Consider the following 16,372-nt stretch of genomic DNA (forward strand, 5'->3'; position numbering starts at 1 on the left):
CCGCGCTCAGGGGGTGATGTTGATCTTGAAGGTGGACGTCGTGTTGCGGACGTCCTGCGCGTTGCCGGACATCTTGAGGTTCTTGAAGGTCGCCTCGCCCACCGCCGGGCCCTGGCCCGGTTCGGGGAGCTCGTTGGCCCAGATGCCCCAGCCGGACTTCGCGTCGAACTGGTCGCCGCTCTTCTTGGAGTTGGTGATGCTGATGTCGGTCAGGATCGTGTCCTTCACCGGGAACTGCGGCTGTCCGCCCACGTAGTTGGTCTGGAACATCACGCCGCCGTACGTCGAGTCGTTGATGTCGACGTTGTTGACGCGGATGCCCTGGAAGACCTTCGACGCGGAGAACATCCAGATCGCCGGGAAGACCTGCGAGCCCCAGAAGTGGCCACCGGTGCGTTCCAGCGTCACGTTCTCCACGGTCGTGGGCTCGGTCCCGAAGCCGTTCATCGGGTAGCCGAAGTCGAGCGAGGAGATCGTGATCCCGGAGTACACGAGGGTGTCCGCGATCCGGATGTTGCGGAAGGTGTTGTTGTAGCCGCCGTAGACCGCGAGGCCCGCCGCACGCCAGGTGAGCGTGGAGGTGAGGTTCTCGTAGACGTTGTTCTTCTCGTCGGCCCCGCCCGCGTCGATCGCCGAGAACAGCGCGAAGCTGTCGTCGCCGGTGGCCCGGGCGTCGTTGTTGACGACGTGGTTGTCCGTCGATCCGTTGGTCATGTTGATGCCGTCGGCGAACATGTCACGGATGCGGGAGTTCTTGATCGTCATGTTGTCGGTGTTGGCGCCCCAGTAGAGGCAGACCATGTGCTCGACCCAGATGTTGTCGATGGTGATGTCGGAGACGTTCGAGAAGTCGAACACCTTGCCGGGACCGTCGATCCGGGACGTGTAGTTGCCGAAGTAGGCGAACCCGGCGAACGAGGAGCCCTTGGCGCTCGCCTCGGCCCGGAAGCCGATGTCGGTGTTCTCCTGCGAGGAGGGGGCGTGGAAGCGGGTGAACCAGGGCCCGGCGCCGACGACCTTGACCGCCTTGCCGTAGACCTGGAACTTGCTCGACGTCTCGTAGTCACCGGCCGGCAGGTAGACGCCGACGAGCTTGCCCGTCGTGTCCATGCGGACCTTGTCCAGGGCGTTCTGCACGTCCTGGTGCGAGAAGCCGGCGGGCACGGTGTACGCGGCCGGGTCCGGGTTGGCGGCGGCGGTCGCCAGCTCGGTGTTGACGAAGTCGATCGCGTACGTCGAGGAGTTGGCCGCGTCCTTCTGGAGGCGGATCTTCGACCCGGCCGGCACGGTCTTGCCGAGCTGGAGGTTCGCCTCGTCGTAGATGTGGCGCGGGGCCCCGGAGCCGGGCGAGTTGCCGGGCGCGGTCTCGTTGCCGTACAGCCACGCGTACTTCGAGGTGAGGTCGATGGCCTTGAGGAACTGGCCGTCCACGTACACGTTCAGCGAGGTGTTGGTGCCGTCCGGGACGGAGAAGCGGGTGACCAGGGTGTTGGTCGCGGCCCGGGTCGTCCACTCCACGTACTGGCCGGTGCCGGAGAGGGTCACCGCCTTGCGCCCGCTCGCCTCGCCCGCCACGTCGCCGATGGTGCGGTTGGGGCCGACCACCTTCGCGCCGCCGCCGACGGTGCCGTCCTCGGCCTCGTACATGTCGTACGGCATGTTCGCGCCGCGCCCGATGAAGAGCGCCTGCTCGGTGGTGTTGTTGTCGCGCTTGACCGGCAGCTCGGTGGCGTCCGCCGCGATGACGGTCTTGACGGTGAACTTGCCGTTCGCCGCCGTCCAGGAGCCGAGGTTCACGGCGGAGGTCGTGGACCCGGCCGCGATCGCGCCGTTGTAGGCGCCGGTCAGCGTCTTGACGGTGTTGCCCGAGGCGTCCTGGATCGTCAGCGTCACGTTGTGGGCGCCGGAGGCCGAGGCCGTCGTGCCCTGGTTCTTGATCGCGACGCTGAAGTTGACGTTCTGCCCGGCGGTGGCGCTGGAGGGCGACCAGGAGACCGGGGAGGCGATCAGGTCGGAGCTGGAGACCGGCTTGACCACGAGCGCGTCGGAACGGGTGAACGTGTTGTTCGCCTCGTTCTGCTCGATGACCTTGTTGGACGGGTCCACCTCGGCGCTCAGCGGGTAGCTGCCCGCGTCGCGCGCGCCGATGCCCGCCGTGACCGTCTTCGACTCGCCGGGGGCGAGCGCGGGGACGGCGGCGGTGCCCGCCTTGGTCCCGCCGAGGGCGAAGTCCAGGTCGGTCGCCTTGGCGGCCTTGGTGCCGCTGTTGGTGACGGTCGCGCTCAGGCTGATGGCGTCCGACTCGACCGGCGCGGCGGGTGCGTTGGTGATGCCGGTGACCTTGAGGTCCGGGTTGGCGGCCGGGGTGCCGACGACCTGGAACTCGGCGACCTGCGCGCCCGGGGCGCCGGTGTTCCTGGTGAACTTGAGCTGCACGTCGGCGGCGGAGCCGGTCACCGGGATGGTCACCGTGTTCCCGCTCGACGGGCTGAACGTGTAGTCCTTCGCGGCGGCCAGGCTCGTGAAGGAGGCGGAGTCCTGGTCACGGCCGAGCACCTGGATGTTCTGGGTGCGCGAGGACCAGGCGGAGTCCGGGTTGAGCTTCACGACGACCTCGTTGAGATCGGCGTTGGAGCCGAGCTTCGTGGTCAGCGTCGCCGGGTACGAGCCGCCCGCGCTCTCCCAGTAGGTGCTGGTGAGACCGTCGTTGGCGTTCGCCGCGACGAAGGTGAAGGTGCTGGACGAGGCCTCGATCGGCTTGCCCTGGGCGAGGTTGGAGCCCGCGCCGGTGGGCGAGCCGGGCCGCGTGACGGTGTTGCTCGCGCCCGAGGCGTTGCCCGCCGCGTCCTTCGCCTTGACGTAGTACGCGACCGTCGCCGCCGCCGAGGGCGTGTCGGTGTACGTGAGCACGTCGCCCGCGACCGACTTGACGAGCTGCCCGTTGGCGTAGACGTCGTAGCCGGTGACCTTGACGTTGTCGCTCGCCGCCTGCCAGGTCAGCTTCACGTCGGCGCCGGACTGCGTGTAGGCGAGGTTGCCCGGCGCGGTCGGGGCCTGGGTGTCGCCGCCCTGGCCCTTGCGGGTGACGGTGTTGCTGTTGCCCGAGACGTTCCCGGCCGCGTCCTTGGCGCGCACGTAGTACGTGACGTCGGTGGAGGCGGGCTGGTTGTCGGTGTACGTCAGGACGTTCCCGGCGACGCTCGCGCGCAGCTGGCCGTTGGCGTAGACGTCGTAGCCGGTGACGCCGGTGTCGTCGCTCGCCGCGTTCCAGGTGAGCTTGACCTGGCCGCCGGCGGGCTCGGTGTAGGCGAGGCCGCCGGGGGCGGTCGGTGCCTGGGTGTCGCCGGTGGCGGGCCCGTAGACCTCCAGCTCGGCGAGCTGCCCGGCGGGCCAGCCGGTGTTGGCGGTGACGAGGACGCGCACGTAGCGGGTCGTCGTCGTGTCGAAGGAGATGTCCGCCGACTGGTCGTTGCCCGTGTCGAAGGTGTACGCCTTCGAGGCGGACAGGTCGGTGAAGTTCTGGTTGTCCGTCGAGCTTTGGATCTTGAGCGTCTGCTGCCGGCTCGGCCAGCCGCCCGGCAGCCGCAGGGTGACCTGGTTGACCTTGACGGAGGAGCCGAGATCGACCTGCACCCACTGCGGGAAGGAGTTGTTCCTGCTCTCCCAGTAGGTGTTCCTGTTGCCGTCCCCGGCGTTGGCCGCGCCGTAGACGTCGGAGTGACCCGACTCGCTGAACGCCTTGCCCTGGGCGAGGTTGGGGCTCGCGGCGGCGGTCGTGAGGACCCGCATCTCGGCGAGCTGCCCGGTGCCCGTCACCGAGTTGGCGGTGAACTCGGCCCGTACGTACCGGGCGAGCGTCGCGGGCACGGAGACCTTGACGGTGTTTCCGTTGGCCGGGCCGAAGGTGTACTGCGCGGAGGTCTTGAGGGTCGCCCAGCTCGTGCCGTCCGCGCTGCCCTGGAGGGCGAGCGTCTGCGTGCGGCTCTCCCAGCCCGCGGGGAGTCTGAGCACGACCTGCTTGACGCGCTTGGCCTTGCCGAGGTCGGTCTGCACCCACTGCGCCGACTTCTTGCCGGCCTGCCAGTAGGTGGACGCGTCGCCATCGCTCACGTTGGCGGCGGAGTACTTGCCGAAGGTGCTGCCTGCCTTGGTCGTGGCGTCGGCGGCGGCATCGGGTTTTCCGGCCGCCTGGGCGCCGAGGGCCGGCAGCCCGAGCACCATGACGCTGGAGGCGAGCACGGCGGTCGCCGTACGGCGTCTCCAGCGCCTGGACACGGATCTGGACATGCGGGGGTCCCTCTCTGCGGGGGGCCTCGCACGCGGGGGCGCGCGAGGGCGGCTCATGGAACAGGGGCAGAGCGGCGGCCCCGTCCGCCCCAGGCGGCGGGGGCGCCCGGCACGTACGAGGCCGGGCCGCCGGACCCGGAGGAGGGCTCGACGGCCCGAGCGGATGAACTCATGTTCTTGCGCTCGATTATTGGAATATTGCAGAGAGTTATAAGACAGTCTACGGGTAAGACGGAGAAATTTGCTCTGACTGGTCGTCAAGAGGCCCTGGACGCAGGGTGGTCGGCGGAGGCCCGTAATGCGCCTGGTCCGTTCTTTTGCACACGGCATTGACAAATTCACGCCTCGCTGGCGACGATTCCGAAGCTGTTAACACCACGTGAAACCCTTGTGGATTCACGGTAGTTGATGCCCAGCAAGCGCGGCCGGCGCGCGCCTTGCCTGACGACCCCCACTTCGGTCAGGAAGGAACTCCCCCCTGATGTCACCCTCACCCCACTCCCGTTCCGGGCCCCGCAGACGCGGTCTCCGGATGCTCACGACCCTCGCGCTGCTCCTCGCGCCCACCGCCGCCCTCGGCACCGCGACGAGCGCGGGCGCGGCGGCCCAGGCCATCCCCGCCGGCGACTACCAGCAGGTCGAACTCGCGCGCGGAGCCGCCGAGATCGGCGGCGAGGGCATGTCGCTCTCGGTCCTGCCGGACAAGTCCGTCGTCCACACCTCGCGCGACGGCACGGTGCGGATCACCGACGCCAACGGCACCACGAAGCAGGCGGCCAAGCTCAGCGTCTACGACCACGACGAGGAGGGCCTGCAAGGCGTCGCGGCCGACCCGGACTTCGCGCAGAACCGGTGGATCTACCTCTACTACTCGCCGAAGCTCGACACCCCGGCCGGTGACGCCCCCACGACGGGCTCCCAGGCCGACTTCGACAAGTTCAAGGGCCACCTGAACCTCTCGCGCTTCACCCTCAAGGCCGACAACACCCTCGACCTCGCGAGCGAGAAGGTCGTCCTGGAGGTCGACAACGACCGGGGCCAGTGCTGCCACGTCGGCGGCGACCTCGCCTTCGACAGCAAGGGCAACCTGCTCCTGACGACCGGGGACGACACCAACCCCTTCGAGTCCTCCGGCTACAGCCCGCGCGACGAACGCACCGACCGCAACCCGCAGTTCGACGCGCAGCGCTCGGCCGGGAACACCAACGACCTGCGCGGCAAGCTGCTCCGCATCACCCCGCAGGACAACGGGACGTACACGATCCCGGACGGCAACCTCTTCGCGCAGGGGACCGCCAAGACCCGTCCCGAGATCTACGGCATGGGCTTCCGCAACCCCTTCCGGATGACCGTCGACAAGAAGACGGACACCGTGTGGCTCGGCGACTACGGCCCCGACGCGGGCGTCACCGACCCCAACCGGGGACCGGGCGGACAGGTCGAGTTCAACCGGGTCACGAAGGCCGGGAACTTCGGCTGGCCCTACTGCACGGGCACCAACACCGAGACCGAGTCGTACAACGCGTACACCTTCCCCAACGGCCCCTCGGGCGCCAAGTCGGACTGCGCGAACGGCCCGGCGAACAACTCGCCGCACAACACCGGCCTCAACAAGCTCCCCGCCGCGCAGCCCGCGTGGATCAAGTACGGCGGTGACGCGGGCTCCCCGCCCGAGTTCGGCAGCGGCTCCGAGTCCCCGATGGGCGGCCCGGTCTACCGCTACGACGCGAACCTCGACTCCGCCGTGAAGTTCCCCCAGAGCCTGGACGGGCGCTTCTTCGCGGGCGAGTACGGCCGCAAGTGGATCAAGGCCATCGAGGTCAAGGGCGACGGCTCGCCCGGCGCCATCGAGGACTTCCCCTGGAGCGGCACCCAGGTCATGGACATGGAGTTCGGCCCCGACGGCGCCCTCTACGTCCTCGACTACGGCACCGGCAGCGACAACCAGGCGCTCTACCGCATCGAGTACCTCGCGGGCAGCAACCGCAGCCCGGTCGCCAAGGTGAGCGCCGACAAGACCTCGGGCGCTCTCCCGCTCGCCGTGAAGTTCTCCTCGGCGGGCAGCGACGACCCCGAGGGCGGCGCGATCACGTACAAGTGGGACTTCGGTGACGGGGCCACCTCGACCGACGCCAACCCGAGCCACACCTACACCGAGGCCGGCAGCTTCTCGCCGACCCTCACCGTCACCGACCCCGAGGGACTGACCGGCACCGCGAGCACCGTGATCACGGCGGGCAACACCGCCCCGACCGTCGACCTGACGGCCCCCGCGGACGGCGCGCTCTTCTCCTTCGGCGACACCGTGCCCTTCACCGTCACCGGCTCGGACCCGGAGGACGGCGCGCTCGACTGCGCGAAGGTCAAGGTCACGTACTCGCTCGGGCACGACAGCCACACCCACTCCATCACCTCCAAGAACGGCTGCTCGGGCGAGATCAACGTCCCCACCGACGGTGAGCACGACGCGGCGGCGAACCTCTTCGGGGTCTTCGACGCCGAGTACACCGACAGCGCGGGCCTGACGACGCACAGCGTGCGCAAGCTCCAGCCCCGCCACCGCCAGGCCGAGCACTACAGCGAGATGTCCGGCATCGAGAAGGCCGGCCACGGCAACGCCGAGGGCGGCTCCACGGTGGGCTTCACGGACAACGGCGACTGGATCTCCTTCACTCCGTACGAGCTGTCCAAGGCCAAGACCCTGACCGCGCGCGTCGCCTCGGCGGGAGTGGGCGGCAGCCTGGAGGTGCGGGCCGGGTCCGCGACCGGCACCCTGCTCGGCAAGGCCGACGCGACCCCGACCGGCGACTGGGACACCTTCAAGGACGTGAAGGCGAACCTGTCGAACGCGCCCACCGGCACGACGAAGCTCTTCCTCGTCTTCACCGGGCCCACCGGTCAGGGCAACCTCTTCGACCTCGACTCCTTCACCCTCGGGGAGTGACCGCCATGACCGCAGCGCGCAAGCCCGGCCGCAGGCAGGGCGGCAAGCACCCCCGCAGGCTCGCGGCGCTCGCCGCGCTCGCCCTCGGCGGCGCCCTCCTCACGGGACCCGTCGCCCAGGCCGGGGCCGCCGAACCGTACGACGTCCTCGTCTTCTCGAAGACCGCCGGGTTCCGGCACGACTCGATCCCCACCGGGATCGCGACGCTCAAGGAACTCGGCGGGGAGCACGGCTTCACCGTCACCGCCACGGAGGACGCGAGCGCCTTCACCCCGGCGAACCTCGCCGGGTACGAGGCCGTCGTCTTCCTCAGCACCACCGGCGACGTGCTCGACGACACCCAGCAGGACGCTCTCCGGGCGTACGTGGACGACGGCGGCGGCTTCATGGGCGTGCACGCCGCCGCCGACACGGAGTACGACTGGCCCTACTACCAGCAACTCGTCGGCGCGTGGTTCAAGAGCCACCCCGCCATCCAGGACGCCGTGGTCGAGACCGAGGACCACGAGCACCCGGCCACCGCCCACTTCGGGCCGACCTGGCTGCACAACGACGAGCTGTACAACTACCGCACCAACCCGCGCGGCCGGGTGCACGTCCTCCAGAGTCTCGACGAGTCCAGCTACACGGGCGGCGAGATGGGCGGCGACCACCCGATCACGTGGTGCCACCCGCAGGAGTCCGGCCGTTCCTTCTACACCGGGCTCGGGCACACCAACGAGTCCTACGCCGACGCGGACTTCCGTCAGCTGCTCCTCGGCGGACTGGAGTACGCGGCCGGGCAGCAGGACGCCGACTGCGCCCCGGAGGGCGTCCCCGGCGGCACGCCCGTGGAGGCCGAGTCCTTCACGGACGGCCAGGGCGTGCAGCCCGCCGGGCACGGCGCGGCGAGCGGCGGCCAGACCCTCGGCTACATCGAGAACGGCGACTGGGCCGGCTACGCGCAGGTCGCGGTCGACGGGGCGAGCACCTTCACCGCGAAGGTCTCCTCGGCGGGAGCCGGCGGCACGATCCACGTGCGCGCCGGAGCCCCCGACGGGCCCGAACTCGGCACCGTGGACGTCCCGAACACCGGTTCCTGGGAGACCTTCCAGTCCGTGACGACACAGCTCGCCCCGGGCGGCACCGGTCCGCTCCACCTGAGCTTCACGGGTGGTGCCGGTTCCCTCTTCGACATCGACAGCTTCACGCTGACGACGGCGGGGGAGGGGGACTGAGCGCCGGCTGACCGGTGAGGCGGCGGGCGGTCCGGGACACCGGGCCGCCCGCCCTCGTCCGCCCGCCCTCGTCCGCCCGCTCACCGGCCGGCGTTCACCGGTCCCAGGTCCACCGGCTCGGCGCTCACCCGCTCAGCGCAGCGCCGACTCGCCCGTCAGCGCCTGGCCGATCATCAGCGTGTGCATCTCCGCCGTGCCCTCGTAGGTGAGGACCGATTCGAGGTTCGCCATGTGGCGCATGACCGGGAACTCGAAGGAGATGCCGTTCGCGCCGAGGATCGTCCGGCTCGAACGGGCGATCTCCAGCGCCTTGTTGACGTTGTTGAGCTTGCCGAGGCTCACCTGCTCCGGACGCAGCCCCACCGTGTCCTTGCGCCGCCCGAGGTGGAGCGCGAGCAGGGTGCCGTTGGTCAGCTCCACCGCCATGTCCGCGAGCTTCGCCTGCGTGAGCTGGAAGCCCGCGAGGGGCTTCCCGAACTGCTCGCGCTCCTTCGCGTACGCCAGGGCGGTGCGGAAGCAGGTGCGCGCCGCGCCCAGGGCGCCCCAGAGAATCCCGTACCGCGCCTCGTTGAGGCACGACAAGGGGCCCCGCAGCCCCGTGACGCCGGGGAGTACGGCGTCGGCGGGCAGCCGTACCCCGTCGAGCAGCAGCTCACTCGTCACGGAGGCGCGCAGCGAGCCCTTGTGCGCGAGGGGCGGCGCCGAGAAGCCGGGCGTGTCCGCCGGCACGACGAAGCCGCGCACGCCCTCCTCCGTCCGCGCCCAGACGACGGCGACCGAGGCGACCGAACCGTTGGTGATCCACATCTTGCGGCCGTCGAGCACCCAGTCGGAGCCGTCCCGGCGCGCCCGGGTGCGCATCCCGCCCGGGTCCGAGCCGTGGTCGGGCTCGGTGAGCCCGAAACAGCCGATCGCCTCACCCGCCGCCATGCGCGGCAGCCACTCCCGCTTCTGCTCCTCGCTCCCGAAACGGTGGATCGCGTACATCGCGAGCGAGCCCTGCACGCTCACGAGCGAGCGCAGCCCCGAGTCCGTCGCCTCCAGCTCCAGACAGGCAAGCCCGTACTCCACGGCGCTCGTCCCGGCACAGCCGTAGCCCTCCAGGTGCATCCCGAGCAGCCCCAAGGACCCCAGCTCCCGGGCGAGTTCGCGCACACCCGGGAGTTCGCCGCGCTCGTACCAGCCGGCGATGTGCGGCTCGACGGAGGCGTCGCACAGCCGCCGCACCGTCTCACGCACGGCCTTCTCCTCGGCGCTCAGCAGGTCGTCGATCCCCGCGAGGTCCAGCGGGTCGGACTTCGGGGCGGTCCTCTTGCTCATACGTCGTCCTCCTGGTCGGGTCCGGGCGTCCGCCATCCTCGCGCGCCCGGCCGCCCCGGGGCAGGTTTGGAAAACGTGGTGCGCGGCACGTTCCCGGTCCGCTACCGTCTTCCCCATGTTCTTCATGACGCCGATCTACGAGTGAGCGCGCGCGGGCACGGCCCGCCCCCCACCCCCCCTTCCACACGATCGGAGTTCAGTCATGGCCAAGAGCCGTAACAACCTGCTGGGCGTGGGCGGCCAGCGCGGCCACCTGCCCAGGAACGGCGGCCCGGGCTCGGGCGGCCCGCACGGCGCGGGCGACCGCCAGGCCGCCGGGAACCGCAAGCAGGAACTGGCCCGCCGGATGCGCGAGCGCCTGACGGGCACGGAGCAGGAACCGGGCACCGAGGCGTCCGAGGCCGGTACGGACACGTCCGGGGGCGGCACGGAGCCCTCGGGACCGGAAGCCCGTACGGAGCAGGGCGCCGCGGAGCCGCGCGCCTGACCCGCGCCCCCTGCCGCGCGTACGCCCGAGGCGCCCCGCACACGGTGCGGGGCGCCTCGCCGCGTTCTCGTCCCCGCTGCGGCGGCCGGTCACCCTCCGGAGTGAGGACCGGCATCACGGCCGACGGGAAACTATTCGGTGATCTTCCACGACTGGCAGTAGGACAGCGGCTTGCCGTTCTCGGTCAGGCAGACCTTGAGGGTTCCCGTGGTGCCGTCCTTGAGATTGGCGATCTTCAGCAGACCTCCGTGCCCGGCTCCCGTGGTGACGGTTCCCGAGTACGTCTTTCCGTTCGGGTGCCGGAATTCCGCGTAGACGCCGTGTCCGTCCGAGAGGATGTCGTAGACCCGGAATTCGTCCATGTCTTCCAGCGTGTCCGGATCGAAATCCCACCAGTCGACCCTGGCTCGCGCCTTGAAAGGAGGGGCGATGTAGTAGTAGGAGGTCGGGTTCGCGTCAGCCTGCGCCGACCCCGCGCCGGCGAACGACATGGAGAGCGTCGCGGCCATGACCGCTGCGATGCCGAGGGGGAGCCGCACTGTTCTGCGCATAGAGATTTACCCTGTGACTGGTGGGCGGGAGCTTGCCCCGGCGAAATGCGGTCGCCGCATCACCGGGCCTCGCTGATTTCAAGTCCGCGTAACGGGTGGTGTTCCCGCGCGGTGATCGCCGGATTCACGCGGCGCCGTGGGCGGCATTCCGCGTCGTGGCGCACCGCGCGCGGTGACTTCGAGGTCTCCGCCGCGCGGGGGACCGGCTTCCCGGTTCCCCGCGGTCGTCCGGCCTCTCGTCCGGCCCCCGCTACTCCGTGATGCTCGTCTGCGCGCAGGTGCTCTGGATGGGCTTGTTCTTCTCGCTGAGGCAGATCGTCATCCACTCGGTGTGCCCGTTCGGCAGGTTGGCGGGCTTGAACTCCAGCCCGCCGCCGCCGTAGCCCTGGTTGAAGGCCTTGAAGTAGGTCTGGCCGTTGGGGTGGTCGACCCGGATGAATATCCCGTGGCCGTCTTTCTTCAAGTCACGAACCCAGTAGCTGTCCGCGTCGTTGCTCGGCTCGGGCTCGTAGTAGTCGTTCCACTCGGCCTCGCCGCCTTTTCCCAGCGGGATGAACGTCGTCCCCTGGCGGGTGTCCACGCCCACCTGCGCGGAGGCGAAGCCTTGCGATCCCATGGCCATGACGACCCCCGCGGTCACCACGAAAGAAGCCTTTGCGAAGCGATTCATGTGTTTGCCCCTTTCGAATAGCCGCGCGTCCAGGAATTACTGGGCCCGCAAAGAGGGTGAAGGAGCAGGTGTTCCCGGTCCCTCGGCGGCTCGTTCACCCCGTGACCGATGACCGACCGCGAGCCGCAGCCTAAACAGATCGATCAGGCGTCGCAAAAGGAATAAATCACTCCGCTTGTGGGGTCGCGTCACTCCCGTGGGAACTCCATGTCATCGGGCGGCATTGTGTCCGGATGCGGATTCGCCCGCAGGGAAAGCCGAATGTGGTGCTCGTCCAATTTTCGCTGTCTGGTAAGTCGCCTCATGGGTATTAGGTGCCGACCTGCTTGCGGGCGGCTTGTCGCCGCAGCCTTCCCGTGTTTGGTTGCAGTGAGCAATCAGGTAGACAGAAAGCAAATCCTCGCGCCATCGGGAGGCGCCCTGCGGCCAACAATGCACATATCCGATTTATGGTCATCCCGTGGTGGTCTCGTGCTCACCCGAGGGGGAGTTGCGCACGTCCTGTGTGCGCCGTGACGGGGTGCGCGGCCGGGGGCGGGGTGGGGGTGGCGGGCCCGTGGTGCCGCCCCGCCACCCCCATCGTCCTGCAACCGCACCACTCCGGCCGCTCCGTACCGACGTCCCGCTCAGTCCAGCCGGCGCGGCAGGCGCAGGCTCGCCGCCGCCATCAGCGCGACGAGGCCGAGCTGGACGAAGAGGGTCGTGGCGAAGGCGTGGCCCGTGCCCAGGTGCGGGGTCAGGGCGAGGAAGAGGGTGCCGAGGGTCGCGACGCCCAGGGACATGAACGTCTGCTGCGTCGTGGACATCACCCCGCCGCCCACCCCGGCCCGCTCCGGCGGGACGTCCGCGAGGATCGAGCGGAGCAGGACCGGGAGCTGGAGGGACTGGCCGAAGCCGGCGAGCACCGTGCCGGGCGCGAGCCGCCACACGTCGAGGTCCGGCCAGCCGCTCAGCACCGTCACCGCGAGGATCGTGAGCCCGGCGCCCTGGATCAGCGCGCCCGCCGTCACGACCCGGCCGCCCCAGCGACGTACCAGGCGCGGCCCGGCGAGTGCCCCCGCGAAGAAGGCCACCGCCATCGGGGCCAGCGCCGCGCCCGCCGCGACCGGTGACAGGCGCAGCCCCTCCTGGAGCGCGATGGCCGCGACGAACATGAAGCCGCCGAAGCCGGCGCAGAACGCGAGCAGCAGCGGCAGCCCGTGCCGCATCGAGGGCAGGCGCAGCAGGCCCGGCGGTACGAGCGGCACCCCGCCGCGCGTCTCCTTGGCGCGCTCCACGGCCACGAACGCGGCGAGCGCGAAGGGGAAGACGCCGAGCAGCAGCCACGTCCACAGCGGCCAGCCTGCCGCCCGGCCCTCCGTGAGCGGCAGCAGCAGCGTCACGAGCGTCAGCGCGAGCAGCCCCGTACCGGCGCGGTCCACCGGCGCGGGAGCCGCCGCGCGCGTCTCGGGCAGCGCGCGCCCCGCGCTCAGCAGGCCGAGGACGACGACCGGCACGTTGACGAGGAAGACGGTCCGCCAGCCGAGCCCCGCCACGTCCGCCGTGACGAGGACGCCGCCGAGGATCTGGCCCGCGACCATCGACAGGCCGGCCGTCGCCCCGTACAGGCTCATCGCGCGGGCCCGGCGCGGCCCGGTCGTCGTCGCCTGGATCGTGGCGAGCACCTGCGGCAGCATGAGCGCCGCCGCCGCGCCCTGCGCGATCCGCGCCAGCACGAGCGTGCCCGCGCCGGGGGCGAGCCCGCAGAGCAGCGAGGTCACGCCGAAGGCCGCCATGCCCCACAGGAAGAGCCGGCGGCGCCCGAAGAGGTCGCCGAGCCGCCCGCCGAGCACGAGCAGGACCGCGTACGCGACGCCGTAGCCCGCGACGACGAGTTCGAGCATCGCCTCGCTCGCGCCGAGGTCGCGGCCCATGTCGGGCAGGGCGACGTTGACGATGAAGAAGTCCACGAGGGGAAGCGCGGCCCCGAGGAGGACGGAGAAGAGGCCGAAGGGGCCGAGCACCGCGCCGTGCGGCTGGAGACGGGGGCCGGGGCCCGCCGCGGCGGGCCCGGTCCGGGCGGACGGAGTCATGGTGGGTGTCACGGTGTCTGTCACGTGCTCCACCCTGCGCGCACTCCCAGAGGGGTACCAGAGCCTCCTTATACGGGTACTGGGGGCACCAGGCTGGGAGTACGGGGACGCTGGCCCACGTGCCCGGACTGCGGCACTCTTGCACCATGCGGACGATCGAGGAACCGGGCGCCAGGACGACGAGGAGCGGACCGGGCACGGCGAACGCCCTGGCCGGCAACGCCCCGGCGGCCGGGACCGTACCGGCGGGGAGTGCGGCGGCGGCCGGGAGCGCGGCGGCCGCGGGTGACACCGCCGCCGAGCGGCGCCGCGAGCTGGCCGCCTTCCTGCGCAGCCGCCGGGAGCGCATCACCCCCGAGCAGGTCGGCCTCGCGCGCGGGCCCCGGCGCCGCACGCCGGGGCTGCGCCGCGAGGAGGTCGCGGCCCTCGCCGCCGTCGGCGTCACCTGGTACACGTGGCTGGAACAGGCCCGCGACATCCAGGTGTCGGCGCAGGTCCTCGACGCGGTCGCCCGCGCCCTGCTCCTCGACCCGCACGAGCGCCGCCACGTCTTCGGCCTCGCGCACGCCACCGACCCGGGCCCGGGCACCCGCTGCCCGGTCGTCACCGACGCCGTCCGCGCCATGCTCGACCAGCTCGAACCCCTCGCGGCCTGCGTGCAGAACAGCCGGTACGACATCCTGGCCCACAACCGCGTCTACGGGCTCATGCTCTGCGACCTCGAAGCGGTGCCCCCGGAGGACCGCAACTGCATGGTCCTGTCCTGCCTCAACGAGGAGTGGCGCGACTCTTTCGAGGACGGCGAGGGCTCCCTGCGCGTCATGGCCGCCAAGTTCCGCTCCGCGATGGCCGACCACCTCGACGAGCCCGCCTACCGCGCCCTGCACGCCCGGCTCATGCGGAACCCGCAGTTCCGCGCGCACTGGGAGCGGCAGGAGATCATCGACTCCACCTCGCGCACCAAGCACTTCCGCAACCGCCGCGTCGGCCTGCTCACCGTCACCCACACCGACCTGTGGCTCGGCCCCTCGCACGGCCCCCGCCTGGTCACCTACACCCCGGCGGACGAGGAGACCGGACGGCGCATGGAGCGGCTGCGCGAGATGGCGCTGGAACGCGAGACCGCGGGGCACGCGGCCCGCGCCGGAGAGCGGCGCGGAGGCGTGCGTGGCCTGAGGCGCGCGCGGGGCCCGGGCCCGTACGGGCGGGTGAGCGGCGGGGCGCGCCGGGAACCGGGGACGCGGGAGAGCCGCCCGCTCAGGGGCACCTGACGTCGCGGCCGGGCCGCACCCCCTCCACGAGGAACGCCGTCACGGCCGCGTCCCCGCACGCGTCGCCCGTCCCGAGGTACGAGCCGTGCCCGCCGCTGTCCACGGACACGAGCCGCGCCTTGCGCCCCAGGGCCGCGCGCATCCGCAGCGCGCCGCTGTACGGCGTCGCCGGGTCGCGGAGGTTCTGCACCATGAGGATGTTCGACGGGCCCTCGTCCGTGATCCGCGTCGGCGGCTCGGCGGGCTTCTTCCAGTACGAGCAGGGCGTGATGTTCACGGGCATACCACCGGTGAGCGGGTACCGCGCGCGGTCCTTCGCGACGGCCCGCGCGTGCTCCGCGACCGAGCCGGGCCACTCGACGTCGTTGCAGATCACGCCGATGGTGACGGCCGCGTCCTGCTGCGACATGGGCTGCGCGAGGGACGCGGGGAGAACGACCGGTTCCGCGCGCGTGGCGTCGGCGGCCCGCACCAGGTCCGCGAACTGCGGGAAGGCCGCGTCGTCGTAGAGCGCGCTCTGGAGCGCCTGGAGGAACATGCCGCCGGTGAGCGGGAGCCCGGGGGTCGTGGTGGCGCGCGGGCGCGCGTCGAGTTCCCGGGCGACGCGGAGCACGCGGGTACGGACCTTCGCCGGGCGTTCGGCGAGCCGCTCCGCCCCGCGCGCCGGGTCCGCCGCCCACGCGGCGAAGTCGGGGAAGCGGTCCTCGGCGCCGCGCGCCATGTTCGCGAGCCAGCCGCGCTCCACCCGCGCGGGGTCCGGGTCGCCGCTGCTGTCGAGGACGACGCGGCCGGTGCGGTCGGGGTGGCGCTGGGCGTACAGGGCCGTCACGTACGTCCCGTACGACGTCGCCCACACGGACAGCTTCGCGGTGCCGAGCGCGGCGCGGAAGCGGTCGAGATCGCGGACCTCGTTGGCGGTCGTGAAGCTCGCGAGCACCGCCCCGCCGTTCTTCCCGCAGGCTTCGGCGGTACGGCGCGAGCGCGCCGCGTTCTCCGCGACGGCGCCCCCGGCGCCCGGCCAGGACCGCAGCGTCGCGAGCCGCCGGTCCGCCTCGGGCAGCGCGCAAGCGGCCGTCGTGCTGCCGCCCACCCCGCGCGGGTCGAAGCTCACGAGGTCGTACCGGCCGCCGGTCGCCGCCATGAGCGCGGGCCCCTTGCTCGTGAGCCGCCGCACCCCGGAACTGCCGGGCCCGCCGGGGATCACGGCGAGCGTCCCGCGGCTCGTCCCCTCGGCGCGGATGCGGCTGACGGCGAGACGGACGGTGCGGCCGCGGGGGCGGGAGTGGTCGAGCGGGACGGTGAGGGTCGCGCACTCCTGGCGGGCGATGCCGCAGGGGGTCCAGACGAGGGCGGCGGGGGAGGGGACGGCCGCGTGGGCGGCGGTGGGGAGGGCGAGGGCGGTGGCCACCGCGGCGAGGACCAGCGCCGTCGCGCGGCGCCGGGTGCGCGGCTTCCGCGTACGGGAATTCCGGGTACGGGGCTTCGGGGCGTGCGTCTGCGTCATGGCCCCGAGCCTTCCGTGCCCGCGGGGCCGGCGCCCATGGGGCGTGCGG

The 16,372-nt window shown here is 71.4% G+C and carries 10 protein-coding genes; 4 read left to right on the forward strand and 6 right to left on the reverse strand.

The window, feature by feature from the left end; translation table 11 throughout:
- Nucleotides 1-6: 6 nt before the first annotated feature.
- On the reverse strand, nucleotides 7-4,287 hold the full coding sequence (locus tag SSBG_RS20900) for a discoidin domain-containing protein (protein ID WP_008748059.1): 4,281 nt from the start codon (nucleotides 4,285-4,287) through the stop codon (nucleotides 7-9).
- Between the two features lie 481 nt (nucleotides 4,288-4,768).
- Here SSBG_RS20900 and SSBG_RS20905 point away from each other — a divergent pair, with 481 nt between their 5' ends.
- Nucleotides 4,769-7,231, forward strand: coding sequence for a PQQ-dependent sugar dehydrogenase (locus SSBG_RS20905; RefSeq protein WP_420790323.1), 2,463 nt, complete (start codon nucleotides 4,769-4,771; stop codon nucleotides 7,229-7,231).
- Nucleotides 7,232-7,236: 5 nt separating this feature from the next.
- Nucleotides 7,237-8,448, forward strand: coding sequence for a ThuA domain-containing protein (locus tag SSBG_RS20910; protein ID WP_037870296.1), 1,212 nt, complete (start codon nucleotides 7,237-7,239; stop codon nucleotides 8,446-8,448).
- Nucleotides 8,449-8,580: 132 nt separating this feature from the next.
- Here SSBG_RS20910 and SSBG_RS20915 read toward each other — a convergent pair whose 3' ends face one another.
- Nucleotides 8,581-9,768, reverse strand: a complete 1,188-nt coding sequence (locus tag SSBG_RS20915; RefSeq protein ID WP_008748060.1) for an acyl-CoA dehydrogenase family protein — start codon at nucleotides 9,766-9,768, stop codon at nucleotides 8,581-8,583.
- Between the two features lie 202 nt (nucleotides 9,769-9,970).
- Here SSBG_RS20915 and SSBG_RS20920 point away from each other — a divergent pair, with 202 nt between their 5' ends.
- Complete coding sequence (locus SSBG_RS20920; protein WP_008748062.1) at nucleotides 9,971-10,255, forward strand: DUF6243 family protein; 285 nt, start codon at nucleotides 9,971-9,973, stop codon at nucleotides 10,253-10,255.
- A gap of 131 nt (nucleotides 10,256-10,386) precedes the next feature.
- Here SSBG_RS20920 and SSBG_RS20925 read toward each other — a convergent pair whose 3' ends face one another.
- From SSBG_RS20925 to SSBG_RS20935, 3 genes are all read right to left on the reverse strand, one after another.
- Nucleotides 10,387-10,794 carry a hypothetical protein gene (locus SSBG_RS20925; RefSeq protein WP_037870298.1) on the reverse strand — a complete coding sequence of 136 codons (408 nt, stop codon included), beginning with the start codon at nucleotides 10,792-10,794 and terminating at the stop codon, nucleotides 10,387-10,389.
- Between the two features lie 262 nt (nucleotides 10,795-11,056).
- Complete coding sequence (locus tag SSBG_RS20930) at nucleotides 11,057-11,476, reverse strand: hypothetical protein (protein ID WP_008748064.1); 420 nt, start codon at nucleotides 11,474-11,476, stop codon at nucleotides 11,057-11,059.
- Between the two features lie 626 nt (nucleotides 11,477-12,102).
- Nucleotides 12,103-13,548: an MFS transporter gene (locus tag SSBG_RS20935; protein ID WP_008748065.1), complete on the reverse strand. Its 1,446-nt coding sequence runs from the start codon at nucleotides 13,546-13,548 to the stop codon at nucleotides 12,103-12,105.
- A gap of 146 nt (nucleotides 13,549-13,694) precedes the next feature.
- On the opposite strand from SSBG_RS20935, the gene SSBG_RS20940 reads away from it, so the two are divergent.
- Nucleotides 13,695-14,819, forward strand: a complete 1,125-nt coding sequence (locus SSBG_RS20940; RefSeq protein WP_008748066.1) for a helix-turn-helix transcriptional regulator — start codon at nucleotides 13,695-13,697, stop codon at nucleotides 14,817-14,819.
- Here the strand turns inward: SSBG_RS20940 and SSBG_RS20945 are convergent.
- Nucleotides 14,806-16,323 carry an alpha/beta hydrolase gene (locus SSBG_RS20945; protein ID WP_008748067.1) on the reverse strand — a complete coding sequence of 506 codons (1,518 nt, stop codon included), beginning with the start codon at nucleotides 16,321-16,323 and terminating at the stop codon, nucleotides 14,806-14,808. The two genes, SSBG_RS20940 and SSBG_RS20945, sit on opposite strands and share 14 nt — an antisense overlap.
- Nucleotides 16,324-16,372: the final 49 nt, after the last annotated feature.

The organism is Streptomyces sp. SPB074 (genome assembly GCF_000154905.1).
In the GTDB taxonomy this organism is placed as follows: Bacteria; Actinomycetota; Actinomycetes; order Streptomycetales; family Streptomycetaceae; genus Streptomyces.

Excerpts from the sequence above, each read along its gene's own strand:
- SSBG_RS20910 (WP_037870296.1), top strand. The coding sequence starts at position 7,237 with ATGACCGCAGCGCGCAAGCCCGGCCGCAGGCAGGGCGGCAAGCACCCC.
- SSBG_RS20900 (WP_008748059.1), bottom strand. The coding sequence starts at position 4,287 with ATGTCCAGATCCGTGTCCAGGCGCTGGAGACGCCGTACGGCGACCGCC.
- SSBG_RS20935 (WP_008748065.1), bottom strand. The coding sequence starts at position 13,548 with ATGACTCCGTCCGCCCGGACCGGGCCCGCCGCGGCGGGCCCCGGCCCC.
- SSBG_RS20915 (WP_008748060.1), bottom strand. The coding sequence starts at position 9,768 with ATGAGCAAGAGGACCGCCCCGAAGTCCGACCCGCTGGACCTCGCGGGG.
- SSBG_RS20945 (WP_008748067.1), bottom strand. The coding sequence starts at position 16,323 with ATGACGCAGACGCACGCCCCGAAGCCCCGTACCCGGAATTCCCGTACG.
- SSBG_RS20920 (WP_008748062.1), top strand. The coding sequence starts at position 9,971 with ATGGCCAAGAGCCGTAACAACCTGCTGGGCGTGGGCGGCCAGCGCGGC.
- SSBG_RS20930 (WP_008748064.1), bottom strand. The coding sequence starts at position 11,476 with ATGAATCGCTTCGCAAAGGCTTCTTTCGTGGTGACCGCGGGGGTCGTC.
- SSBG_RS20940 (WP_008748066.1), top strand. The coding sequence starts at position 13,695 with ATGCGGACGATCGAGGAACCGGGCGCCAGGACGACGAGGAGCGGACCG.
- SSBG_RS20905 (WP_420790323.1), top strand. The coding sequence starts at position 4,769 with ATGTCACCCTCACCCCACTCCCGTTCCGGGCCCCGCAGACGCGGTCTC.